Origin of the sequence: Azospirillum sp. TSO22-1 (assembly GCF_003116015.1) — a bacterium.
Taxonomy (GTDB): Bacteria; Pseudomonadota; Alphaproteobacteria; order Azospirillales; family Azospirillaceae; genus Azospirillum.
This window is the reverse complement of the sequence record NZ_LGQZ01000152.1, coordinates 1-20,534: the sequence shown is the minus strand read 5'-3', so window position 1 is coordinate 20,534 and position 20,534 is coordinate 1. Positions and strand designations below refer to the sequence as shown.

General features: G+C 66.9%; 22 protein-coding genes and 2 pseudogenes. 18 read left to right on the top strand and 6 right to left on the bottom strand.

The annotated features are described in order from the left end of the window. Positions 1-199 precede the first annotated feature (199 nt). Genes TSO221_RS30955 through TSO221_RS30945 form a run of 3 tightly spaced genes read right to left on the bottom strand, consistent with a single transcriptional unit; the run spans position 200 to position 3,874 of the window. Positions 200-1,441 carry an MFS transporter gene (locus tag TSO221_RS30955; protein WP_109122351.1) on the bottom strand — a complete coding sequence of 414 codons (1,242 nt, stop codon included), beginning with the start codon at positions 1,439-1,441 and terminating at the stop codon, positions 200-202. 4 nt (positions 1,442-1,445) lie between these two features. Beyond that, the gene (gene chrA / locus TSO221_RS30950; protein WP_109122350.1) at positions 1,446-2,861 is read right to left on the bottom strand and encodes a chromate efflux transporter; all 1,416 of its coding nucleotides are present in this window, start codon (positions 2,859-2,861) and stop codon (positions 1,446-1,448) included. An 11-nt stretch (positions 2,862-2,872) separates the two neighbouring features. Further along, positions 2,873-3,874 (bottom strand): chromate resistance protein ChrB domain-containing protein, encoded by a 1,002-nt coding sequence (locus TSO221_RS30945; RefSeq protein WP_247878347.1) that lies wholly within the window; start codon positions 3,872-3,874, stop codon positions 2,873-2,875. A gap of 113 nt (positions 3,875-3,987) precedes the next feature. Between TSO221_RS30945 and TSO221_RS30940 the strand changes: the two genes are divergently transcribed. The 13 genes from TSO221_RS30940 (at position 3,988) to TSO221_RS30890 (ending at position 12,970) form a co-directional block, all read left to right on the top strand. Continuing rightward, positions 3,988-4,932, top strand: a complete 945-nt coding sequence (locus TSO221_RS30940; protein ID WP_109122349.1) for a Fe-Mn family superoxide dismutase — start codon at positions 3,988-3,990, stop codon at positions 4,930-4,932. Between the two features lie 24 nt (positions 4,933-4,956). Continuing rightward, on the top strand, positions 4,957-5,424 hold the full coding sequence (locus TSO221_RS30935; RefSeq protein ID WP_109122348.1) for a chromate resistance protein ChrB domain-containing protein: 468 nt from the start codon (positions 4,957-4,959) through the stop codon (positions 5,422-5,424). 17 nt (positions 5,425-5,441) lie between these two features. After that, positions 5,442-5,792 carry a DUF1259 domain-containing protein gene (locus TSO221_RS30930; protein WP_109122353.1) on the top strand — a complete coding sequence of 117 codons (351 nt, stop codon included), beginning with the start codon at positions 5,442-5,444 and terminating at the stop codon, positions 5,790-5,792. Positions 5,793-6,124: 332 nt separating this feature from the next. After that, positions 6,125-6,718, top strand: coding sequence for a DUF6088 family protein (locus TSO221_RS30925; RefSeq protein WP_109122347.1), 594 nt, complete (start codon positions 6,125-6,127; stop codon positions 6,716-6,718). Then, positions 6,711-7,532 (top strand): nucleotidyl transferase AbiEii/AbiGii toxin family protein, encoded by an 822-nt coding sequence (locus tag TSO221_RS30920; protein WP_199229699.1) that lies wholly within the window; start codon positions 6,711-6,713, stop codon positions 7,530-7,532. The genes TSO221_RS30925 and TSO221_RS30920 overlap by 8 nt, the downstream gene beginning before the upstream one ends. A gap of 78 nt (positions 7,533-7,610) precedes the next feature. Further along, positions 7,611-7,769 carry a hypothetical protein gene (locus tag TSO221_RS36145; protein WP_199229698.1) on the top strand — a complete coding sequence of 53 codons (159 nt, stop codon included), beginning with the start codon at positions 7,611-7,613 and terminating at the stop codon, positions 7,767-7,769. Positions 7,770-7,779: 10 nt separating this feature from the next. Continuing rightward, on the top strand, positions 7,780-8,166 hold the full coding sequence (locus TSO221_RS36140; RefSeq protein ID WP_199229697.1) for a hypothetical protein: 387 nt from the start codon (positions 7,780-7,782) through the stop codon (positions 8,164-8,166). Then, a complete protein-coding gene (locus TSO221_RS36135) occupies positions 8,073-8,576 on the top strand; it encodes a TIGR02391 family protein (RefSeq protein ID WP_348770299.1) in 504 nt (167 codons plus the stop codon). The genes TSO221_RS36140 and TSO221_RS36135 overlap by 94 nt, the downstream gene beginning before the upstream one ends. 35 nt (positions 8,577-8,611) lie before the next feature. Further along, entirely contained in the window at positions 8,612-9,346 is a 735-nt protein-coding gene (locus TSO221_RS30910) for a hypothetical protein (protein ID WP_146208957.1), read from the top strand. Positions 9,347-9,641: 295 nt separating this feature from the next. Then, positions 9,642-10,727, top strand: coding sequence for an alpha/beta fold hydrolase (locus tag TSO221_RS30905; RefSeq protein ID WP_109122345.1), 1,086 nt, complete (start codon positions 9,642-9,644; stop codon positions 10,725-10,727). Positions 10,728-10,798: 71 nt separating this feature from the next. Continuing rightward, positions 10,799-11,911, top strand: coding sequence for an alpha/beta hydrolase (locus tag TSO221_RS30900; protein ID WP_109122344.1), 1,113 nt, complete (start codon positions 10,799-10,801; stop codon positions 11,909-11,911). 108 nt (positions 11,912-12,019) lie between these two features. Further along, complete coding sequence (locus TSO221_RS30895) at positions 12,020-12,451, top strand: carboxymuconolactone decarboxylase family protein (protein ID WP_109122343.1); 432 nt, start codon at positions 12,020-12,022, stop codon at positions 12,449-12,451. A gap of 120 nt (positions 12,452-12,571) precedes the next feature. Then, on the top strand, positions 12,572-12,970 hold the full coding sequence (locus tag TSO221_RS30890) for a cupin domain-containing protein (RefSeq protein ID WP_199229700.1): 399 nt from the start codon (positions 12,572-12,574) through the stop codon (positions 12,968-12,970). A 116-nt stretch (positions 12,971-13,086) separates the two neighbouring features. On the opposite strand, the gene TSO221_RS30885 is transcribed toward TSO221_RS30890, so the two are convergent. Further along, on the bottom strand, positions 13,087-13,974 hold the full coding sequence (locus tag TSO221_RS30885) for a LysR family transcriptional regulator (protein WP_199229695.1): 888 nt from the start codon (positions 13,972-13,974) through the stop codon (positions 13,087-13,089). 176 nt (positions 13,975-14,150) lie between these two features. On the opposite strand from TSO221_RS30885, the gene TSO221_RS30880 reads away from it, so the two are divergent. From TSO221_RS30880 to TSO221_RS30865, 4 genes and pseudogenes are all read left to right on the top strand, one after another. Then, complete coding sequence (locus TSO221_RS30880; RefSeq protein ID WP_109122352.1) at positions 14,151-15,581, top strand: MFS transporter; 1,431 nt, start codon at positions 14,151-14,153, stop codon at positions 15,579-15,581. A gap of 15 nt (positions 15,582-15,596) precedes the next feature. Continuing rightward, a complete protein-coding gene (locus TSO221_RS30875; RefSeq protein ID WP_109122340.1) occupies positions 15,597-16,592 on the top strand; it encodes an aldo/keto reductase in 996 nt (331 codons plus the stop codon). A 168-nt stretch (positions 16,593-16,760) separates the two neighbouring features. Next, positions 16,761-17,704: pseudogene (locus tag TSO221_RS30870) on the top strand (zincin-like metallopeptidase domain-containing protein). Positions 17,705-17,876: 172 nt separating this feature from the next. After that, a pseudogene (locus TSO221_RS30865) lies at positions 17,877-18,452 on the top strand (ParB/RepB/Spo0J family partition protein); the annotation flags it as partial. 301 nt (positions 18,453-18,753) lie between these two features. Here the strand turns inward: TSO221_RS30865 and TSO221_RS35750 are convergent. Next, a complete protein-coding gene (locus TSO221_RS35750; protein ID WP_158284260.1) occupies positions 18,754-19,086 on the bottom strand; it encodes a cytochrome P460 family protein in 333 nt (110 codons plus the stop codon). Positions 19,087-19,455: 369 nt separating this feature from the next. On the opposite strand from TSO221_RS35750, the gene TSO221_RS30850 reads away from it, so the two are divergent. Next, entirely contained in the window at positions 19,456-20,349 is an 894-nt protein-coding gene (locus TSO221_RS30850; protein WP_109122338.1) for a LysR family transcriptional regulator, read from the top strand. 3 nt (positions 20,350-20,352) lie between these two features. Here TSO221_RS30850 and TSO221_RS30845 read toward each other — a convergent pair. Beyond that, on the bottom strand, positions 20,353-20,534 hold a 182-nt coding region (locus TSO221_RS30845; RefSeq protein ID WP_146208956.1), incomplete at its 5' end, for a carboxymuconolactone decarboxylase family protein.

Below are 20,534 nucleotides of genomic sequence, written 5' to 3'. Positions count from 1 at the left end.
GCAGCCTGATCGGCGGCATCCTCGGGCACAGCATCGACCGCCCGCTCGACAAGGCGGCCAAGGACCTGCTCGACCGGGCGCCTGTCATCACGCTCGACGCCGGAGAGCCGGTGCTGCTGCTGTTGCAGGGCGGCCTGAAGGCCGACGACTTCCGTGGCGACCGTTGACGGTGGCGCGGGGAAACGCATCGACGCCACCGTTATCTCTCTTCCGGCGGTCGCACGTTGCGGAACAGACCCAGCAACATCAGGTCGTAGACGATTTTCAGTCCACCTCCGAGCACGAGCGGCCAGCCGAAGCCGGACAGCGCCAGCAGTTGTCCAGCCAGCAGAGGGGCGAGGGCCGAGGCGAGGCTGCGGGGGACCGCCGTCACGCTGGCCGCCGCCGCCCGCTCGCCGGGCGTCACCACGGCCATGACGTAGGAGGTGCGCGTCGGCACGTCCATCTGCGACAGCAGGCTGCGCACCAGCAGCAGCGCAACCGCGGTGCCCAGGTCCGGCGCGAAGGGCACCAGCACCAGGCAGACGTTCGCCGGCAGGTGTGTAAACACCATCGTGTTGATCAGGCCGATGCGCGCCGCGATCCGCACCGCCACCAAGTAGGACACGGCGGACAGCACGCCGGTCCAGAAGAAGATCGCCCCGGCCGCCGCCAGCGACAGCCCGAAGCGGTCGAACAGCCACAGCGCCAGCAGCGATTGGACGATGAGGCCGCCGGCAAAGGCATCGAGGGAAAACAGCGCCGCCAGACGCAGCACGATGCCGCGGGAGCGCCCCAACGGCTCGGCCGAGGCGTTCCCGTCGTCCGGCCGGGCCTGTGGCAGGCGCCGGTAGAGCAGCAGCGAGGCGAGGCCGAGCAGCGCGTACAGCACGAACGCTCCCTCGACCGCCGTGCCGGGGGCGATGCCGGTCGCCGCCGCCAGCCATTCGGGGCCACCGGCGCACAGCGCTCCGACCGCCGCCGAGAGCGAGCCGATCAGGCTGTAGCGGGCGAACAGGCCGGTGCGCTCGCGGTCCGGGACCGCGTGGGCGAGACGCGCGTGTTCGAGCGGCAGGAAGACGCTCACGTCGCCAGAGGACGGGTTGATGGTCCCGACGAACGCGATCAGCAGCAGTGGCCAAAAGCCCTCGGCCAACGGGAAGGCGAGCCCGGTCAGGACCATCAGCAGGGCGGCGCCGATCAGGGAGCCGCGGCCTGGCAGACGATGCGCGAGGACGCCCACCAGCAGGGTCAGCACCGCCGACCCGAGGAGGGTCGCCGTTGCCAGCGCGCCGATCTCGACCGGGCCGAAGCCGAGGCCGGCGAGGTGGACCGGCAGCAGCAGGCTGATCAGCCCGTCGCCGAAGGCCCGCAGCGCCCGCGAGCCCAGCAGCAGCGATGCCTCAGGCGCCGCGCCGGCCGGCACCAGCCCGAACCACCCGATGGCGGCTTCCCGGGCCATCGGCTTAGCCCACCCCGCCGGCCAGGTGCAGCAGGAGGCCGGCAGCCGAGCAGGCGGCAAGGACGGGGATCATTCCGACCTTGAAGCGGAACACCGCCAGCATCGCGCCGACGGTCAGCGCCAGCGAGGCGAGGTCGATCGAGGCGAGGACCGGCACATCGAGCGCCAACGGACCGGCGCGAAGTTCGACCACCGCGCGGAACAGCACGTGCAGGGCGAACCAGATCGCCAAGTTCAGGACGACGCCGACGACCGCCGCGGTGATCGCCGACAGGGCGCCGCCGAGCGCCCGGTTGCCGCGCAGCGCCTCGACGAAGGGTGCTCCGAGGAAGATCCACAGAAAGCACGGCACGAACGTCACCCAAGTGGTCAGCAGTCCGCCCAGCATGCCCGCGAGCAGCGGCGGCAACACGCCCGGCTCGCGAAAGGCGCCCATGAAGCCGACGAACTGGGTGACCATGATCAGCGGCCCCGGCGTCGTCTCCGCCATGCCCAGGCCGTCCAACATCTCGCCGGGCTTGAGCCAGCCGTAGTGCTCGACCGCCTGCTGCGCCACGTAGGCCAGCACGGCGTAGGCGCCACCGAAGGTGACCACCGCCATCTTCGAGAAAAACACCGCGATCTGGCTGAACACGTCGCCAGAGCCGAACGCCAGCAGCAACGCCGCGACCGGCCCGAGCCACAGGAGCAGGCCAACGGTGCCGACCTTGAGCGACCAGCCGAGCGTCGGCCGCGCGTGGGCCGGCGTGCCCTCGCCGAGCAGGCTGTCGGCGTCGGCCAGGACCTTGCCCCCCGACGCGCCGTGGCCGCCGCCGACCACGAACTCCGGACGCCCCAGGCGCCCGCCCGCGTAGCCGATCACACCAGCCGCCAGGATGATGAGCGGGAACGGCACGCCGAAGACGAAGATCGCCACGAACCCCGCCGCGGCGATGCCGAGCATCACCCGATTCTTGAGCGCCCGCCGGCCGATGCGGACCACCGCCTCAAGGACGATGGCGAGCACCGCCGCCTTCAGGCCGAAGAACAGCCCTTGAACCACACCGACGTTGCCGAAGGCGGCGTAGATCAGGCTCAGCGCCATGATCGCGACGGCACCGGGCAGTACGAACAGGATGCCGGCAATCAGGCCGCCCACGGTTCGGTGCATCAGCCAGCCGACATAGACGGCGAGCTGCTGGGCTTCGGGGCCGGGCAGCAGCATGCAGTAGTTCAGCGCGTGCAAGAACCGCGTCTCGCCGATCCAGCGCTTCTCCTCGACCAGGATGCGGTGCATCACCGCGATCTGCCCTGCGGGGCCGCCGAAGCTGAGCGCGGCGATCCGCGCCCAGACCCGCGTCGCCGCGCCGAGGCTCACCCCATGCCGGCCCTCGTTCGTCGCGGATACGGCTGTATCCACGGTCGCGTGCACCTCGGCCATTGGCGGTCTCCTCAGTCGCGCTTCTTGCGGAAGTACCCGTAGAGGTCCTCGAACACCGCCGCCCCGCGCTCCAGGCGGCGCTCGTCGTCGTCGGTCGCGGCGGCGATGCCGGCGAGCAGTATGCGGATGCCGGCTGCCTCCTCGCGCTGGAACTTGCCGTCCTTCAGATCGATGTCGTGGACAATCTCGGCGATCGCCTGGAGCGCGTGGTCCGGCGGCACCAGCTTCGCCAGCAGCACCTCGAAGGTGCAGTGGTCGCCCTCGTGGGTGAACTCGGCTTCGAACATGTCGAAGCGCAGTTCCCCGGACTCCGGGAGGTAGCCCTTGTCAAGGACGAACTTGATCCGCGCCTCCGGGTCGATGAACCGGCGGATCAGCCAGGCCGAGGCGATGCGGTCCACCTGCACGCCCCGGCGCGTCACCCAGGCCCGTCCCTTCAGCTCTCCGATGGTGTCGGCGTCCATGGTCTCCTCCTCCTGTTCCGGATCGCGCTCGGCCTGCGCGAGCCGCGCCTCGATCCCGGCGAGCAGCCCCTCCACCGGCTCCCGGCCGCCCGCACCGAAGAAGTCGATGGCGACGATTTCCGCCAAGCGCCGCCGCAGCTTGGTCAGCTGCGTCCGGAACTCGCCGTTGCGCGCGCTCCAGGTCTCCGGCTCGCCCGCCAGCACCTCCGCGACCATGCGGGCGTCGGCGGCGAGGGCTTCGTAGTCGGCGTCACGGGCCTTGTCGAACAGCGCCCGCACTTCCCGGTCGGTGAGGCCGTCGATGAAGCGCGCCTCGAACACCGCCGCCTCGCCGCCACCCTCGGCGATCTCGCGCAGCAGCCACTGGAAGTCCTCCTGGGTCTGCTCGCCGGCGGGCAACGCGTAGAGCGAGTTCTTGATCGCCACCGCCCCCAGTCCCTGGAGGCGGCGCCAGACCTTGACGCGAAAGTACGCGGGTTTCGGCGGCAGCTGGTGGGCCAGCAGCAGCCAAGCGTACCGGGACTCAGAGGTGGTGCGCACGTCGCTCATTGAGCTACCTGCATCTCAGTTATACAGATAAAGCAACACTTGTATCATTATTCAGCGCGGCGCACGGTCCGCTGCGAGGCCCAAGGATCCGACGCCCAAACAGGAGTTGCACCATGCCCTACGAGGTCGCACCGCTCCCCTTCAAGCCGCCACGGCTGAACGGCCTCTCCGAGCGCCTGCTCGCCAGCCACTACGAGAACAACTACGGCGGCGCCGTCCGCCGGCTGAATGCCATCGAGGCCGACCTCGCACGGCTCGATTGGGCCACGGCGCCGACGTTCGTCATCAACGGCCTGAAGCGCGAGGAACTGATCGCAGCGAACTCGATGATCCTGCACGAGGCGTACTTCGACGGTCTCGGCGGCTCCGGTGACGCCGGGGGCGATCTTGCCGCCGCGCTGGAGCGGGACTTCGGGTCGGTGCAGCGCTGGCGGCAGGAGTTCACCGCCATGGGCAAGGCGCTCGGCGGCGGTTCCGGCTGGGTTCTGCTGACCCTGTCCGAGCGCGACGGCCGGCTGCGGAACGTCTGGGCGGCCGACCACACGCACACGCTGGCCGACGGGCGCGTGGTGCTGGCGCTCGACATGTACGAGCACGCCTATCACCTCGACTTCGGCGCCAAGGCCGGCGCCTATGTGGATGCCTTCATGGCCAACATCGCCTGGGAGCGTGTCGCCGGCCGCCACCGGCGCGCCGCAGACGGACTCCGTTCAGCGCCTCCAGTCCAGGACGACACGGTGCCGGAGATGAGCGTTGCCGAGGCGCGGCGGGCAATCGAAAGCGGGGATATCCTCGTCCTCGACGTCTGCTGGGACGAGGACCTGGCGAAGTCGCCGGACATGTTGCCGACCGCCATCCACCACGATGCCCGCCGTATCGAAGAGTGGGCCGACGGTGTGCCTCGGGATCGCGAGGTCCTCGCCTACTGCGTCTACGGCTTCCAGGTCAGCCGGGACGCGGTCGCGGAACTCCGCCGCCGCGGTGTATCCGCCCGCACCCTCGCCGGCGGCATCTCGGCGTGGCGCGCCACGGGGGCATCGACCATGCCGAAGCCCTGATCCCCTCGCACAAGGAGTCCCGCCATGAAGTGGGTCACCCGCGAACGCCCGAAGATCAACCGCATCGCTTGCCCCTGGCTCGTCGCCCGTTTCATCGACGAGCAGCCCGAGTTCCTCTACGTGCCCGCCGACCGCGTGCTCGCCGTGGCGCGGGAGGCCGGCGCCGTCCCCTACGACGTCCCGGACGTCGAACTCGGCCATGTCGGCGAGCTGCGCAGCTTCGATGCCCTCCTGATCAAGTACCGCCTGGATGACCCGGCGCTCCAGCAACTGGCCGTCATCGTGCGCAGCGCCGACACCTCCCATCTCGATCTGACGCCGCAATCGGCCGGACTGCACGCGATCTCCCTCGGTCTCTCGACTGTTTATCAAGACGACCACGAGATGCTCCGGCACGGCATGGTCGTATACGACGCGCTCTACGCCTGGTGCCGGGTTTCTTTAGGCGAAACGCGTCACTGGCCGCCCGCGGGATGGGCGGCCAGTGCCTGAACGCAAAGAGGAACGCCATGAGACATGTGAGGGTCGCCGCAGCCTTGGTTGCAACCGTGGGCTTGTCGGGCACCGCGCTTGCGGCGGACTGGAAGGCGGTCGATGAAGCCATGGGACGGGCCGGGGCGATGCAGCCGGACGACGTCTACAAATATTCGATCCCGCGCACCGACCTGAAGGTGACGGTGGACGGCGTGGCGGTCAAACCGGCGCTGGCTCTCGGCTCCTGGGTCGCCTTCAAGGGCGATGACGGGCACGCCATGGCCATGGGCGACCTAGAGCATTTCCCACTCGATGGTTCAAAATCAGGCTATGTCGTTGATATGGTTGAGTTTTTTTATCGCGGGGCGACAAAAAACCGACGCTGAGGTCGTCAAAATGCTACGGTGTTGATTATAAAGGGAAATTGCCGCAAAAATTTTTCTGTGGGTTTCGGCATCTATCGGGGGCAATTGCCCCTCCGAACCGAATTTCGCACCAGCCTTCGCCGGTTCGCCGACCACAAGAAAGTACCGTCGCCCCTCCTATAGCAGACTCGGCGCACAAAGGCGAGGCCAGCTCGTCGGCCTGCCTGCGGGCCGATCCCTCACTACCGCAGTCTCGCGAAGAGACGCTAAAACCGTCCCCCTTGAATGTCAGAAAAAGATACCTTATTTTCTGACGTATGAAGACGATTGCCACATCCGTTCCGGATCGGATCATGAAGCGTGCCCGCGCTGGCGGACGCGGAGGTGTCTTCACGCCCAGCGATTTCCTCGACGTGGCCGGACGCGCCGCCGTCGATCAGGCCCTATCCCGTCTGGCCAAGGGAGGCCAGTTGCGCCGTCTGGCGCGAGGCTTGTACGACTTTCCCAAGGTTCACCCGAAACTCGGGCCGCTTTCCCCTGCGCCCGATGATGTCGCGCAAGCCTTGGCACGCGAGACGGGCTCGCAGGTGCAGATCGCCGGCGCGCGCGCGGCAAACGTCCTCGGTTTGTCTACGCAGGTCCCAGCCAAGAGCACTTATCTCACCGATGGACCATCCCGCCGCGTTGTCCTCGGCAAGCGCGTCGTCGACCTGCGTCACGCTTCGCCCAAGCACCTGATCGCTCCGGGCAGCCCGGCCGGCACCGTCGTCCAGGCGCTCCGCCATGTCGGGCCTTTGCGCGCTGCCGACGTCGTCCAGATTGCCGCCCTCCGGCTTTCGCCAAGCGACAAGAGGACGCTTGCGACAAACGCCATCCAGGCGCCTGCGTGGATGAGGCCGACGCTCGTATCGATCGCCGGCACGCCTTCCGGAGCCGTGGATGGATAAGGTCGCTCGCCTCCCCGCAGCCGACCGCGCGGCTCTCTTCGGCGAGACCGCGGCGGCCCGTGGTGTTGCCGACACCATCATCGAAAAGGACTTCTGGGTCTGCTGGACGTTGAAGCGGTTGTTCGAGTTGCAAAAGGGGGATGCCCCCGCTCTGGTCTTCAAGGGCGGGACGTCCCTATCCAAGGCGTTCGGTGCGATCCGGCGGTTTTCCGAGGACATCGACCTGTCTTTCGATCGTGCCGATCTCGGCTATTCGGGTGAGCGCGATCCCGAAAAGGAAGGCATCAGCAAGAAGCAGGCGGGCAATCTCATCAAGGATCTGGTGCGCGATGTCGAGAAACACATCGCCGAAAAGCTGCTCCCGGCGCTGCGCGCCGCGATCGTGCAGCATCTCGGTGAACCGACCAACGGCGAATGGTCGCTGGAAATCGACGCCGACGATTCCCAGACCGTGAACTTTCACTATCCCGCCGCGCTGTCGCGGACGGAGTATAACGGCATGGCCTACATCACGCCGCGGGTGAAGCTGGAGCTTGGCGCGCGCGGTGATCCATGGCCGACCGAAGCCAAAGCCATCCGTCCCTATGCGGCGGACGATTTTCCGGACTTCTTCGACGATCCCGACTGCACCGTGACCGTGTTGTCGGCGCGGCGCACCTTCTGGGAGAAGGCAACGGCGCTCCACGCTGAAGCCCATCGGCCGAAGGATTCGCCAACACCGCAATATTTCTCGCGACACTATTACGATTTCGCCATGCTCCTCGACACCGAGGACGGTAAAGCTGCGTCCGCCGATTTCGAGCTTCTCGACTAGGTCGCGAAGCACAAGTCGGTTTTCTTCCGTTCAGGCTGGGCGAGCTACGAGACCGCACGCCCGGGCACATTGCAGCTCATGCCAGCGGCGGATCGCATCAAGGATCTTCGCGCCGACTACCGCGACATGGCCCCGATGATGTTCGACGACCAACCCATGCCGTTCGATGATGTTCTCGCTCGGATCAAGACGGCGCAGGACGCGATCAACTCCTCGGCTGGCGACAACGGTCAGTGAGGGCGAGCGCGTGGCCTTCTTCTCGCAAGACCAGTTGGAGGCTATCGCGGGCGCACTCGGCGACACGACCGACGGCCTGACCGGACCGGAAATCCAGCATCTTCTTGCGTCCAGCAAGATGAACGATCCTGGCCCGATCACGAAGCGCATCCGCATCTACAACGCCTTCGTCGAAAGCCAGAACACCAAGCAGAACCGCACGCACGTTCTGGAATTTATCCGTCTTGCCATGAAACCGGCGCGCTACAGCCGCGCTCCGGAGCGTTTTGAGCCGATGCGCGCGTTGCTGAATCAGGCTCTCGCATTCGCCGGGCTCGTGGTGGACGAGGCAGCAGCCTCACGGCGATCAAGGCCGCCCAGACGCTGCCTGAAGCCCAGCGACGCGCACGGGATCTGAGGACCGATCTCGAAGGCAGGGGCGTTCATCCCGACGTGCTGAAGTTCTGCCGGGCCGAGTTGCTGGCTGACAACTACTTTCACGCCGTTCAGGAGGCCGTGAAAAGCGTCGCCGAGAAGATGCGGACGCGCACCGGCCTTTCAGATGACGGTGCGACGCTTGTCGATCGGGTTCTCGGTGGCGATCCACCGCTTCTGGCGATCAATCCCCGCAGCACGACAAGCGAGCGCAGCGAGCAGAGCGGGTTTGCCAATCTCGTGCGCGGAACCTTCGGAATGTTCCGCAATCCGACGGCCCACGAAGCCCGCATCCACTGGGCGATGTCAAAGGAGGATGCCGAGGACCTGCTGACGATCGTCTCCCTGATCCATCGCCGCCTCGACAAGGCGCATATGCCCCCAAGGGTCTAACGATCCGCCACGCCATAAGAAGAAAAGAACCTAGCATGAGCGAAGAACCGACCCTGGAAGACCGTCTCGCTACCGTGTCAAACCTGATGACCCTCCAGATGGCACCATTCGTCACGCCGATCTCGGGGATACTGGATGAGAATAGCGGCCAGCATGTTGGCTCAGATGGGTATGTTCACTGGCGCGGCAAGCAGCTCCTGCTGACAAACGATCATGTCGCGGCAACTGTCGCGCAGCATTCCCTCGCTCGCAAATGCTTCGATTCCGAGGACTATATCCGGATCACCGCTCCGTTCGCGGCAAAAGCGGCGCCCTATGACCTGGCCGTCAGTCCCGTCGACGACCACTGGAATAGTGTCTGCCATAGCGCGATGTCGTTTCCCGACCATCGCTTTGAGGCCGGCCACGCTCCGCTGCAAGCGGAGTATCTTTTCGTTCTCGGCTTCACCGGCGAGAAATCCTATTTTTCGGCCATGGTCAAGATGCTCTTCACGCCGGGCACCCCCTATCTGACCCAGGAATATGATGAAACGCTGGAGCCGGAAGAGACACGTCGCTCGCTCTCTCATTCCGCCTTCGATCCTGACTATCACTTCGCCCTGCAATGGCACCCGGAGGCGACGACCGCGACCGATGGAAGGAAAAGTTCGATTCCGCTCGATCCACATGGAATGAGCGGCTCGTTCGTCTGGAACACGAGACTCGTCGAGTTCACGCAACGCGGGGAAGCCTGGATGCCTGGCGTCGCACGCCTCACAGGCATTGTCTGAGGATGGGACACGGCCGATCGATTCCTCTTTGCGACGCGCATCGAACACATCGCCCAATTTCTCTCGGAGGCCGATCTCTGAACGACGGGGTTAATGTTCCACCGGTGCAGCCAAACGAAGCCTTTTGTGTCGGCTGATTGAGAGGAAACAGCCTCCACCACATACCTTTCCTGGGCTTTGTGGTTGGGCACTCATTCATTAGCACCACTTATTAAGCCTATCGCAGTTCCCATCCTAACCAAGGAATTGATTGGCTGTTAGCATCGGACCGGTTTGATCGAAGAGGAAACCGGCCTTGAAACCCTGGACGCTCCTGCTCGCACCGCTGCTGGTGTCGGCGACCCTTCTCACGTCGGCTGAAGCCCTGGCCCAACAGGCGGGCAAGCCCGAGCCGCTGGTGATCCAGGAACAGGGCAGCTTTGCCGTCGGCGGGACGGTGGCGACCGCGCCGGGCACCTTCGACCCCAAGAAGCCGCTGGAGGCCGCCGGGCAAACCTACCGTGGCGACCACCTCTACGCCTTCTACCAGATCCCGGTGAACTCCCGGAAATACCCCATCGTCATGTGGCATGGCGCCGGCCAGTTCTCCAAGACATGGGAGAGCACGCCGGACGGCCGCGAGGGCTTCCAGACCATCTTCCTGCGTCGCAATTTTCCGACCTACCTGATCGACCAGCCGCGCCGTGGCGACGCTGGCCGCAGCATGGTGGAGACGACCATCAAGCCGATGCCGGACGAACAGTTCTGGTTCGGCCAGTTCCGCGTCGGCATCTGGCCGAATTACTTTGAGGGCGTCCAGTTCGACCGCAGCCCGGAGACGCTCGACCAGTATTTCCGCGCCATGACGCCGAACACCGGCCCCTTCGACCTCAACCTCGTGTCCGATGGCGCCGCCGCGCTGTTCCGGCGGATCGGCCCCGGCATCCTCTTCACCCATTCGCAGTCAGGCGGCCCCGGCTGGGTGACCGCGATCAAGAGCGGGAACGTCAAGGCCATCGTCGCCTTCGAGCCGGGCAGCAACTTCGTGTTCCCGGAGAACGAGTTGCCTGAGCCGCTGACCAACGCCTTCGACACGCTGACCGGCGTGCCGGTGCCCCTGGCGGACTTCATGGCGCTCACCCGCATTCCGATCGTCATCTATTACGGCGACAACATCCCCGCCGCGCCGACCGACGTGCCGACGCAGGACGCCTGGCGCGGGCGTCTGGAGATGGCCCGGTTGTGGCGCGACGCCGTCAACCGGCATGGCGGCGACGTGACCGTCGTGCACCTGCCGGAGATCGGTATCCGGGGCAACACGCACTTCCCGTTCTCGGACCTGAACAACGTCGAGATCGCGAACTTGGTCTCGACGTTCCTCACTGAGAAGAAGCTGGACTGATCCGCCTGCGCAAAAACGCTCGGCGCTGCGCGCGCATAGCGTTTCGCGTGGATCAAAGATTGGAGTTCGATATGACCAACGACGTCACCAACAAAAGCAGGCGCGCGTTCCTCGGAACCTCCGCGCTCGCGCTCGCAACGGCCATGCTGGGAACCCTGGCAATGACAACCGCTCCTGCTGCCGCAGCCGATTACAGGCAGAATCCGTTTACACTGGTCTATGATGGCGCGATCACGAAGAACGAGCCAGGCAAGGTCAACATCCACCCGGTCACCTACAAGCTCAATGGGCTGGATATCGTCGCCAACGTCTACACCCCGGCAAACTACGATCCGAGCCGGACATATCCGGCGATCGCCGTGGCGCACCCGAATGGCGGGGTTAAGGAACAGGTCGCCGGCCTGTATGCCCAGCGCTTGGCGGAACAGGGCTACATCACGATCGCCGCCGATGCCGCGTACCAGGGCGGGAGCGGTGGCACGCCGCGCAGCGTGGACAAACCCGCCTTCCGCATCGAGGACATCCACGGCATGGCGGACTTCATCACCCGCTATCCGGGGGTCGATGCCGCGCGGCTGGGGCTGCTCGGCATTTGCGGTGGCGGCGGCTACTCGTTGGCGGCGGCGAAAACCGACAAGCGCTTCCAGTCGATTGCGACACTGAGCATGTTCAACTCCGGACGGGTTCGCCGCAATGGCTATGGGGATTCGCAAATCGCGACCATCCAGAGCCGCCTGCAGCAGGCTTCGGGCGCCCGCGCCCAGGAAATGGCCGGCGGAGACATTCTGTATGCGGGAGATGCCAATCTGACGGATGCGCAGATCGCCGCACTGCCGTTCGATCTGTATCGGCAGGGTTACGAGTATTACTGGAAGACGCACGCGCATCCCGGCTCGACCTTCAAGTACACCACGAGCAGCTTGCTGGACTTGATGCGTTGGGATGCCACCGACCAGATCGAACTCATCGACAAGCCGCTGCTGATGATCGCCGGCAGCAAGGCCGACAGCCTGTACATGACCGAGGATGCCTTCGCCAAGGCCACGGGCACGGCGGACAAGGAATTGTTTAAGATCGACGGCGCGACGCATATCGAAACCTACTGGGTTCCCCGGTACGTGGACGCTGCAATGGGGAAGCTGACGCCGTTCTTCGCCCGAACTCTTGTTTCCGGCCGCTCGTAAATCGTCCACCCCGTCTCTTCTGACGAGGCATCCCCAAAACGGCTTCAGCGGTATGGGGCCCGGGTTCTGCCCACGGTCCCATTCCCCCAAATCTCCGAGGGTCGCACAGTGAAGACGCTCACCAGAAATCTGTTTGTCGCAGCCAGCCTGCTTCTCTCCGGAGGAGGGGCCACCATGGCGACCGCCCAAACCCAGACCCCCGCCACGTCCGACGCGGCACCCGCCCAACAGCCGTCGCGCGCGCAGCAACTGATGGGCGCCACGGCGCCAAAACTCGCTGAACTCACCGACAGCGTTCTCTATGGCGATATCTGGGAACGGCCAGGTCTTTCCAAACGCGACCGCAGCCTGGTGACGGTTACGGCGCTCATCGCGCTCAATCGGCCCGACCAGCTTCGCTCTCATCTCGCTCTCGCACGCCAGAACGGTGTGACCGAGGAGGAGTTGATCGAGACCATCACCCACATGGCCTTCTACTCCGGCTGGCCGAGCGCGGTGTCCGCCGTGGCGATCGCCAAGGACGTCTTCCGGAAGAACTGAGCGCGGGTGTCGAGCGCCGTGCCGCTCATGGAAAATTGAAGGGGTGAAATGAAGGCCCTTGTCGCAGCGATCGCTTTCATCGCCTTGTGCGCCTCGGCCGCACTGGCCCAAACCACTCCGATGATCACCGTCACTCACCCCGGCGCGCAGCCGTCTGCTGCGGGTTCCGCCGAGAACTTCACCGGTTCGGTCCGGGTCGATTCCCGTTTCCAAGGCACCGCGCCCGCCCGCATCGGCGGCGGCACGGTGACCTTCGAGCCGCGCGCCCGCACCGCCTGGCATACCCATCCGCTCGGGCAAACGCTGATCGTTACCGCAGGCGCTGGCTGGGTTCAGCATTGGGGTGGCCCTGTCCAGGAGATCAGGCCCGGGGACGTTGTCTGGATCCCACCCGGCGTCAAGCATTGGCATGGCGCCACGGCCAGCACAGGGATGACGCACATCGCCATCGCCGAGGCGCTTGACGGCGCGTCGGTTGCGTGGATGGAGCAGGTCTCCGAAGAGCAGTATCGCCGTTAACCGCCGTTGGGATCATTGCCATGGTCGGACTCGGCGTGTGGAGTTCGTTCGGGCTCTGGACGATGCTGACCCACGGCGTCATGACCGGACTCCGGCGGCCAGGAAGCCGGATGGCGTCAGCTCCCGCGGTGGCGGAGAACCTTTACCAATAGGGCCAGGGCGGGCGAGGAGTGCCGGCGGTTCGGGTAGTAGAGGTGATAGCCGGGGAACCGGGGGCACCAGTCCTCCAGCACCCGCGTCAGCCGCCCCTCTGCGAGATGGGGAAGAGCCTGGTCCTCCGGCAGATAGGCCACGCCGAGCCCGTCAAGGGCCGAGTGCAGCCGAAGGGCGAGGTTGTTGAACACGAGCTGCCCGTCGCCGCGCACCTTCACCTCGCGCCCGTCCTTCTCCAGGTCCCAGGCGAAGAGACCGCCGTAGGTCGGGAGCCGCATACCGATGCAGTTGTGCGCCGCCAGATCCTGCGGCGTCCGCGGCGGGGGATGCCGCGCGAAGTAGCCCGGGGAACCGACGACCGCCATGCGCATGTCCGGGCCGATGCGCACCGCGATCATGTCCTTCGCCACCTGCTCGCCCAGGCGCACGCCCGCGTCGTAGCCTTCGGCGACGATGTCGGTCAGGCCGTAATCGACGATGATCTCGACCTTGATGTCGGGATAGTCGGGCAGGAAGCGCCTGAGGGCGGGTTGCAGCACGGAGACGGCCGCGTGTTCGCCGGCGGTGATGCGGACCGTGCCGGCCGGCTTCTCGCGCAAGGCGCTGAGCGCGGCGAGTTCGGTTTCGATCTCCTCGAAGCGCGGGGAAACGGTCAGCAGGAGGCGCTCGCCCACCTCCGTGGGAGCGACGCTGCGGGTCGTGCGGGTGAGCAGGCGCATGCCGAGACGCTCTTCGAGCCCCCGGATCGTCTGGCTCAGCGCCGATTGCGACACGCCCAGCTTCGCGGCGGCCCTGGTGAAGCTGCGCTCCTTCGCGACGACGGCGAAGGCGGCGAGGTCGTTGAAGTTCATCGCCGGAATTCATTAGCCTGTCTAATAGGGTCGTGCCGACTATGCCATCTAATCGCTGGCCGCCGCGAGGGCTATGTTCGGCCCCGGCATCCATGGGATCGGCCCATGGGATCGGCGAGGCCGTCTTCGGAGCCCGCCGATACGCCGAACCCGATTCCTTGCTGGGCGTAAACATCATGAACACTGCGGCACCGCCCGCTCCGGCCGTTGACCGGACCGCGATCCTGGCCATCATCCTCGTCAGCTACGTGATGATCGTGCTGGACATCTCGGTCGTCCTGACCGGCCTGCCCAGGATCCATCAGGATCTCGGCTTTTCCGATTCAACCCTCGCCTGGGTGCAGAGCGCCTACACGCTGACCTTCGGCGGCTTCCTGCTGCTTGGCGCCCGTGCCGGCGACATCCTCGGCCGGCGCCGGATGGTCATCGCCGGGCTCGCGGTCTTCACCGTGGCGTCGCTGGCCATCGGCGCGTCGCCGTCCGCCGGGTGGATGCTGGCGTGGCGCGCCGTCCAGGGGATCGGCTCCGCGATCCTGGCGCCCACGACGCTCGCCCTCCTGCAAACCACCTTCGCCGAGGGGGATGAGCGGACGAAGGCCGTCTCCTGGTACAGCGCGGCGGCGGGGATCTCGGCCACCGTCGGCCTCGTGGTCGGCGGCATCCTGGCCGACTGGGTGTCCTGGCGCATGGGCTTCTACATCAACCTGCCGGTCGGCTTCGGTTTGATCGTCGCCGCCCGCGCCCACATTCCCGAGACGGTCCGCCGTCCGGGCCGGTTCGACCTTCCCGGCGCCCTGGCCTCGACCGCCGGAATGAGCGCGCTGGTCTACGGCTTCATCCGCTCGGCGCAGTCCGGGTGGAGCAATCCCGTGACCGTCGCGACGCTGGCGGCGGCCGTTCTTCTGCTGGCGTTCTTCATCGCTCACGAGCGGCGGGCCAGCCAGCCGATCCTGCCGCTGACGCTGTTCGCCAGCCGCGAGCGCTCGGGCGCCTACGCCGCGCGCGTCCTCTACCTGGGGGCCATGGTCGGCTTCTTCTTCTTCACGACCCTCCACCTTCAGGAGGTCGTCGGCTACGGTCCGGCGATGGCGGGTCTGGCCTTCGTTCCGGCCACGATCCTGCACGTTCCGTTCGCGATCGCCGTCCCCCGGCTCGTCCGCCGTTTCGGCCGGAAGCCGCTGCTGGTCGTTGGCCTCCTCGTCGGCATCGCGGGGATGGCTTGGCTCAGCCGCGCCTCCGCCGACGCCGGCTATGTCGTGTCGGTTGCGCTGCCGATGCTGCTGATCGGCATCAGCCAGGGACTCACGCTCAGCCCCCTGACGTCGTCGGGCGTCGCCGGCGTCGTCCCCGAGGACGCCGGCGCCGCGTCCGGCGCGGTCAACGTGGCCCATCAGCTTGGCAGCTCGGTCGGTCTCGGCGTGCTGATCGCAGTGGCCACCATCGGCTCCAGCAGCCGCGCCGGGCGTGACCTGACTGCGTACAGGGTCGCGATGGCGTTCAATGCCGCGACCATCATGCTCGTCCTCGCCCTCATCGTCGTTCTCGCGACGATCGTCCTTCACCGCAAGAGCGACGAGGCATCCGCCTGCGCTGCGAAAGCAGCCTGATTCAAGGAGAAAGACATGCAGACACGCACTCTCGGCCGCAGCGGTCTTGAGGTTTCGGCTCTCGGCCTCGGCTGCATGAGCATGAGCGCCCTCTACGGCCCACCGGCCGACAGGCGGGAGATGATCGCGCTCATCCGCACGGCCCACGACCGCGGCGTCACCTTGTTCGACACGGCCGAGTCCTACGGCCCCTTCGCCAACGAGGAACTGGTCGGCGAGGCGCTCCAACCGGTCCGCGACCGCGTGGTGATCGCCACCAAGTTCGGCTTCGACATCGACCTTGCGACCGGCGAGCGCCGGGGCGGCACCAACAGCCGGCCCGCGCACATCAGGGCCGTGGCGGACGCCAGCCTCAAGCGGCTGCGGACCGACCGCATCGACCTGCTCTACCAGCACCGCGTCGATCCGGTGGTGCCGATCGAGGAGGTGGCCGGCGCGGTGAGGGACCTGATCACGGCGGGCAAGGTCCGGCATTTCGGCCTGTCCGAGGCTGGCGTCAGCACCACCCGCCGGGCGCATGCGGTTCAACCCGTGACGGCGGTCCAGAGCGAATACTCGCTGTTCTGGCGCGGACCGGAGGCCGAACTCCTCCCCGTTCTGGAGGAGCTGGGCATCGGCTTCGTGCCGTTCAGTCCGCTCGGCGCCGGCTTCCTGACCGGCAGGATCGACGAGACCACCGTTTTTGATCCCACCGATTTCCGCAACAGCGTCCCACGATTCTCGCCCGAGGCCCGCAGGGCGAACAGGGTGCTGGTCGATCTCGTCCAGGCGGTCGCCGCGCGCAAGGGCGTGACGCCGGCCCAGGTCGCGCTGGCTTGGCTGCTGGCGCAGAAACCGTGGATCGTGCCGATTCCCGGCACCACCAAGCCGCAGCGACTTGAGGAGAACCTTGGCGCGGCCGACCTCGGCTTGTCCGCCTATGAGCTTGGCGAAATCGGCTCGGCGGTTTCCAGGATCGAGGTCCGGGGCGAGCGCCTGCCGGAAGCGGCCTTGAAGATGACCGGCCTCTGATGGCGATGACCCCGGCCGTTTCATTTTGCGCTTGGGGCGGTCAGGAATTGGCACCGGCATCCGCGATGGTGCCGGTGCTGCGGAAAAGGGAAAGGGCGGCAGGGAAAGCCGTGACGGGCTGAAAGTCTGGAGGAGAGTCCTCCGGCTGGTCCGTCGTGGAGACCCGCCATGACCGATGCCTCGCGAACCGCCCGCTCCGATGGTGAACGCGCCAGCCTGTACGCCGAGATCACCACCCGCATCATCGCCGAACTGGAGGCCGGCCGGTTGCCCTGGGTGCAGCCCTGGGGGGCGCGGACACTGCCTCCCTCGGCCTGCCGCGCAACGCCTCCTCCGGGAGGGCCTATTCGGGGATCAACGTCCTGATCCTGTGGGGCGCCGTCTTCGCCGGCGGCTTCTCCGGCCAGACGTGGCTCACCTACCGGCAGGCCCAGGCGCTCGGCGGCAACGTCCGCAAAGGCGAGCGCGGCACCACCGTCGTCTACGCCGACCGCTTCATCCCGGATCGGGAGCGCCATCGGGCACGCGAGGAGGGCGACGATGCCCAGCCCATTCCTTTCCTGAAGCGCTTCACCGTCTTCAACACCGAGCAGTGCGACGGCCTGCCCGAGAACATCGCCTCGGTGCCGCCACCGGTCCCGGAAGGGCTGATCCTGCCGCGGGCCGAGGCACTGATCCGCGCCAGCGGTGTCGATGTCCGTATCGGCGGTACCCGGGCCTTCTATCACCTCCAGCACGATTACGTGCAGGTGCCGCCTCCGCAGAGCTTCTTCGAGCCGGTCAACTGGCACCGCACCGCGCTCCACGAGCTGGGGCACAGCACCGGCCACCCGGCCCGCCTGGGCCGCGATCTGTCGGGCTCCTTCGGTTCGCGCAAGTATGCCGTCGAGGAGTTGGTGGCGGAGGTCGCCTCGGCCTTCCTTTGCGCGGCACTGGGGATCGTGCCCACCGTCCGGCACGCCGACTACATCGGCGCCTGGATGGACGTGCTGCGCAACGACGACCACGCCATCGTCCACGCCGCCAGCCAAGCGAGCAAGGCCGCCGATTATCTGCTCGGCCTCCTGCCCGACGATGCCCCGGTGGCCGGCGCTGCGCGGGAGGCGGCGTGATGCTGGCCTCGTAGCGTTCCGTGCCATGCCGGAACTGGAGGTGCCGGTCCGGCTGCGCGTGCTCATCCCGTTCGTCCGGGGACACGTAGAGGAAGAGGAGGGAGGGGATCGGGGTGACGGGTGAGAAGGTCGAGAGACAGGCTCCCGGCCGCCCGTCGCGGAGAAGACCACCATGGCGACCCCCAAGATCGTTCTCAGCCCCTCGCGCGACATCCCCTTCAACAAGCTGGTGCTGTCCCAGGCCAACGTCCGCAAGGTCAAGGCCGGCGTCTCCATCGAGGACCTCGCCGAGGACATCGCGCGGCGCACCCTGCTGCACGGCCTCGCCGTCCGCCCCGTGCTCGACGCCGAGGGTGCGGAGACCGGTGTCTTCGAGGTGCCGGTCGGCGGCCGCCGCTTCCGGGCGCTGGAACTGCTGGTCAAGCAGAAGCGCATGAGCAGGACCCAGCCGGTGCCCTGCGTCGTCCGGGACGCCGGGTTGGCCGAGGAGGACTCGCTGGCCGAGAACCTCCAGCGCGCCCCGCTGCACCCGCTCGACCAGTTCCGCACCTTCCAGACCCTGCGCGAGGCGGGTCTGGGCGAGGAGGAGATCGCCGCCCGCTTCTTCGTCACCCCCGCCGTGGTGAAGCAGCGCCTGAAGCTGGCCGCTGTCGCCCCGGCGCTGCTCGACGCCTACGCCGAGGAGCGGATGACGCTGGAGCAGTTGATGGCCTTCACCGTCAGCGGCGACCACGCCCGCCAGGAGCAGCCCGGCCGCTGCAGCACCGGCCAGACCGGTGACGACGGTGCGCTTGGCCTCCCGGCTGTCGGCGTGATGGCCGGCCCACACCCGCGACAGGATGGACGCCATGAACTGGCTGCCGGCGACGAGACCGACCACGACGGTGTCGAGGCCAAGCCCCTGGTGCACATGAAGCGGAAGCACCGGCAGGGCAAGCCCGATGACCAGGAAGGACAGCAACACCACCGCCATGATCGGCAGCAGCGTCACCACGATGCCCGGGGCGGCTGGTACCGGGGAGGGAGCGGCGGGCATCACGGCGCGGCCTTCATCCGGTCGAGCGTGTGCACGAAGTCCTGCCCCCCCTGGGCTTGTGGCAGGAAAAGCAGCGGTCGAGGTTCTCGTCCTGGTTCACCGACTGGTCGGCGTTGAAGGCCTGATATTCCCACTCCCCGTTGCGCTTTTCGGGCGGGTAGCCGGCGCCCCAGCCCGTGCGCTTCTCCATCACGACGTAACGGAAGAGCGCGCCGTCCCGATAGTCCACCAAGGTGATCACCGTGCCGTTCGGCAGCGGCCGGCCCGCTTTCACCGCGTCGATGACAGCACGGCTGGTGAAGATCTCCTCCCGGATGCTGCCGCGGTTCACGACCGCGTAGCGCACGCCCTCGGCGTAACGGGGAACGCGACGAGGTCGCCGCCGGCCCTGGCCGGACCGGCGAGGGGGGCGGCTACGCCCAATGCCAGCACCGTCGCAACGGCCGGGATCGATTTCACTGTCATCACCATGGTCCTCTTGGTGGAGAGGCGTCCCGCCCAGCCCTCCATCGAAGGCCCCGGATCGCCACCGGGCCGTGAAGGGACCCGGTCTGGATGGCGATCTTTGCCGTGGCGCCGGTACGCGACTAGACGGCACGTTTCGCATGGGCTTATCGATGCAGCTCATGAATGCGGTGCGGGAAGGCGGTAACGCGACGGCTCGGTTTGCGGTAAGATGGTAGAATTCGCCCGATCCCATGAAAAGCGCTCATCAATGCCGCGCGAAAGCGTCAACGACCTCCTCGCCTTCCTGGCCGTCGCGCGGGAACGCAGCTTCACCAGGGCGGCGGCCAAGCTCGGGGTGTCGCAATCGGCGCTGAGCCACACCGTCCGCCAACTGGAGACACGGCTCGGCCTGCGGCGGCTGACCCGCACCACGCGCAGCGTGTCTCCGACCGTCGCCGGAGAGCGCCTGCTTCACACCGTCGGCCCCCGCTTCGACGAGATCGAGGCCGAACTCGACGCGCTCAGCGAGTTCCGGGAGAAGCCGGCCGGCACCATCCGGATCACCACCACCGATTATGCGATCAGCAGCCTGCTCTGGCCGAAGCTGGAGGGCTTTCTGCGCGACTATCCGGACATCAAGGTGGAACTCGCCAACGACTACGGCCTGTCCGACATCGTCGCCGAGCGCTACGACGCCGGGGTGCGTTTCGGCGAGCAGGTCGCCAAGGACATGATCTCGGTGCGGATCGGGCCGGACGTCCGCTTCGCGGTGGTCGGGGCGCCGTCCTATTTCGACCGTTATCCGTCGCCGGAGGTTCCGCAGGACTTGGTCGGCCACCGCTGCGTCACCCTGCGGCTCCCCACCCACGGGGGGATCTACGCCTGGGAGTTCGAGAAGGACGGCCGTGAGCTGCGCGTGCGCGTGGACGGCCAACTCGTCTTCAACAGCATCTTCCATATTCTCGACGCGGCGGTGGCCGGCTTCGGGCTGGCCCATGTGCCGGAGGATCTGGTGCAGCCGCACATCGCGGCGGGGCGGCTGCGGCGGGTGCTGGAGGACTGGTGCCCGGCCTGGGTGGGATATCACCTCTACTACCCGAGCCACCGCCAGTCCTCGCCGGCCTTCGCGCTGCTGGTCGACGTGCTGCGCCACCGGGGGTGAGCGTCAGCCGGGGCGCTTCTCGAAGACCTCCTTGAAGACGGGCAGCGCCGAAAAGGCGTTGGGCCAGCCGGCGTAGAAGGTGAGGTGCGTCACCACCTCGGCCGCCTGCTCGCGCGTCAGGCCGTTGTCCATCGCCCGGTTGAGGTGGTAGGGGATCTGCGCGACCTGCCCCGAGGCGACCAGGG